We start from the raw sequence: 3310 nt of genomic DNA, 5'->3' as shown, positions 1-3310 counted from the left end.
GGCGGGTTGGCCTGCCGGGCCTGGGACGAAACATCGACCAGATAGGGCGCCATGGCCTCGAAGAAGGCGTGATCCGAAAGATAGGGCCAGCGCAGCTTTTCGGGAGCAGCCGGTCTGATCTGGGCGCCCGCAGCGGCAACCGTGCGCGCGGTTGCTCGTCCCGTTGTGGCCGTCCTCGGCGGCGCTGGCGTAACGACTGGCACCTTCTCTCTGGCACCCCCCGAGGGAACGAAAGCCGCAGCCGGCGGTGACGGCCTTTGCGTGGCGGCTCCGCGGCCGGTCAGCGGCTGGGAGGCGGGGCTTTTCACCGATGCCGGCAATGCCAGGAGCGAGGGCGCGGCGGACGCCTCGTCGACCATGGGTTGCGCGACGGCTTGCTGCGTCGGGAGCGCGTCCGCATCGCCTTGCTCGACAACACGCTCGTCCTGCGGACGATGCTTCTTGGCCTCATAGTCGGGCGTGCGGGTGAAACGCACGTTGGGTGCGAGGAAGAAGTATTCTTGCCAGGCAGGGCTTTCGATATCGCCGACTTTCGAGGGCGCGTTGCTCGCCTCCGAGCTACCCCTGGGCTCCATATAGAGCCGCTTGTTGCCGCCGAGATCGACAACCGGCGCGGAATAACCAGCCTGGTGTGTACCGGGCTGCCGGCCATCCAGTCCCTTGTGCGCCGGACGATCGAGAGCGCCTGTCGCTGCTGAAATTCGCTGACCGCCCTTGTCGCTGATGCCGTCGAAACGCTTCCCCTCGGGATCATCGGGCGATGCTGCCATCAACAAATTGACCCGTGAAAAACGCCTGGCTTCCATTCTCAAGACTCACTCTGAAATGTCTGCCGAGCAATAGGGAGCGAGTGGTTAACAGTTGCTTCCCGGATGGATCGCCAACGATCCTTGGGCAGCAAAATCGTCGTGACAGCCTCTGCGAGCGACGCGGCACGATCGTCGTCTCACAGCGCACACGCCGGTGGCGCGATCTGCTCGCTGTGCCATGGAGGAGTCTGATGGTGTATCTTTGCGGCGATGCCGGACGATCTCAATTCGGAACCTGATCGTGATCTCACGATCATCCCGTCATGCTTGGGGCGCTAGACCGATGAGCAGCGCTAGCCAGCCGTCTTGCTGTGCCTGACCAGATCCTGGGCAATGGACAGTTGCAGCGCTTCCGCAAGCTCGCGCGCGGCGCGATTCTCGGCGTCGATCTGCGCCCGGTATGCCGCGAACTCCTGTCGCGGCCTGTCGAAGGACGAGGTGATCGAACGCTTGCCGGATGCGATCACCGCACCGGTCTTCACGTCGGCCAGCGTATAGGTGCCGGTCAGCGTCACGGAACCGGCGGTCGGCTCGTCCTGGTCGGTTCCGACCTGCACGAGTGCCGCGGACTCGACGGCTTCGCTCACGCCGAGATTGAGCGAATAGGCCGGCGAGGCCGGTTCGCCGGCGCCCCGTCCAAACCCGAAAATCAAATTGTTGCGCACCTGTTGGCCGGAACGCGAGCCGACCGGCTTGATGCCGATCGACGCCAGTTCGGCACTGGCGCTGGCCTGCGACCCCGACAGCGGCGCACTCGAATAGAGCGGCCGCACCGTGCAGGCCGAGACAAGCACGAGCGAGCCGACCAGGCCGGCAAGCGCGATGCGACGCAGCAAACGGCTCAGCTCTGTCTTTTCCGGCTCAGGCAACGACATTGACGATCCTCTGCGGCACGATGATCACCTTGCGCGGAGCCTTACCTTCGAGTGCTTTCTGCACGAAGTCGAGAGCCAATACCGCTTTTTCGACCGCACCTTGGTCCGCGTCGCGGGCAATTGTCAAATCCCCCCGCTTCTTGCCGTTGACCTGTACCGGATAGGTGACTTCGTTGTCGACGACCAGCGCCGGATCGAAGACCGGCCACGGCCGTTCGGCGACCAGATCGGCGCCGCCGAGCGTTTCCCAGCACTCCTCGGCCAGATGCGGCATGACCGGCGCGATCAGATGCACGAGAATCTCCACCGCCTGCCGGCAGGCACCTTTCAGCGCTGCATCGGCCTTGCCTTCGGCCACTTCATTAAGCGGCGTGGTCAGCGCGTTGGCCAGTTCGTACATGCGGGCGATGGCGCGGTTGAAAGCGAGCTTCTCGATATCCTCACCGACCGCCTTCAGGATCTTGTGCGCGGCCTTGGAAACCACTGCGGCCTCGCCGCTGCCAGCCGCCCCGGGCTTGATGCCGGCCAGTGTTTCAGCTGCCGTCGACACCAGACGCCAGATGCGCTGGATGAAGCGATGCGCGCCGGCAGCGCCATCGTCGGTCCATTCGACATCGCGCTCGGGCGGCGAATCCGACAGCATGAACCAGCGCGCCGTATCCGCGCCGTAGCCATCGGTGATGTCTTCCGGGCTCACCGTGTTCTTCTTCGACTTCGACATCTTTTCCAGCGGGCCGATGGTGACGGTCTCGCCGGTGGCGATGTCGATGGCGCTGCGCTTGCCGTCGACATCCTCCAGCCGCACCTCGGTGGGCGCCAGCCAGCGGCCATTCGACGCCGAGCCGACGCGATAGGTTTCGTGCACCACCATGCCTTGCGTAAACAGGCCCTTGAACGGCTCGGCCAGATCGACATGGCCGGTCTCACGCATGGCGCGGGTGAAGAAGCGCGAATAGAGCAGGTGCAGGATCGCATGCTCGATGCCGCCAATATACTGGTCGACCGGCAGCCATTCATTCGCCGCCTTGGGATCGGTCGGTTCATGCGCCCACGGTGCCGTGAAACGGGCAAAGTACCAGGACGAATCGACGAACGTGTCCATCGTGTCGGTTTCGCGCCGCGCATCCCCACCGCATTGCGGGCATTTCACATGCCGCCATGTCGGATGCCGGTCGAGCGGATTGCCCGGCCGGTCGAAATCGACATCGTCGGGCAGCTTGACCGGCAGGTCGGCCTTCGGCACCGACACCACGCCGCAATCCTCGCAATGGATCATCGGGATCGGGCAGCCCCAGTAGCGCTGGCGCGAAATGCCCCAGTCGCGCAGGCGGAAATTCACCTTGCGCTCGGCCATCGGCCGGTTGCCGATGGTCTTCTGCTCCAGCAGTTTCGCCACCTCGTCGAAAGCCTGATCCGGCTTCATGCCGTCGAGAAAGCGCGAATTGATCATCACGCCGTCGTCGACATAGGCTTCATCGATGATCTGGAAGCTCGCCGGATTCTCGCCCTCCGGCATCACCACTGGAATCACCGGCAGGCCGTATTTGTTGGCGAAGTCGAGGTCGCGCTGGTCGCCCGACGGGCAGCCGAAGATGGCGCCGGTGCCGTATTCCATCAGCACGAAGT

The 3310-nt window shown here is 64.1% G+C and carries 2 protein-coding genes and 1 pseudogene; all 3 read right to left on the bottom strand.

The genetic code is table 11. The features are described 5' to 3' along the window. A pseudogene (locus tag EN993_RS33310) lies at nucleotides 1-770 on the bottom strand (DNA translocase FtsK); the annotation flags it as partial. Nucleotides 771-1102: 332 nt separating this feature from the next. Continuing rightward, nucleotides 1103-1684, bottom strand: coding sequence for an LPS assembly lipoprotein LptE (lptE, locus tag EN993_RS33305; RefSeq protein WP_127266000.1), 582 nt, complete (start codon nucleotides 1682-1684; stop codon nucleotides 1103-1105). After that, the coding region (locus EN993_RS33300) for a leucine--tRNA ligase (RefSeq protein WP_127265999.1) at nucleotides 1671-3310 on the bottom strand (1640 nt) is incomplete at its 5' end. The genes lptE and EN993_RS33300, both read right to left, overlap by 14 nt.

Source organism: Mesorhizobium sp. M7D.F.Ca.US.004.01.2.1 (genome assembly GCF_003997785.1).
Lineage (GTDB): Bacteria > Pseudomonadota > Alphaproteobacteria > Rhizobiales > Rhizobiaceae > Mesorhizobium > Mesorhizobium loti.
The sequence above is the reverse complement of the archived record's forward strand: the minus strand, read 5'-3'. Positions and strand labels throughout refer to the sequence as shown.

Excerpts from the sequence above, each read along its gene's own strand:
- lptE (WP_127266000.1), bottom strand. The coding sequence starts at position 1,684 with ATGTCGTTGCCTGAGCCGGAAAAGACAGAGCTGAGCCGTTTGCTGCGT.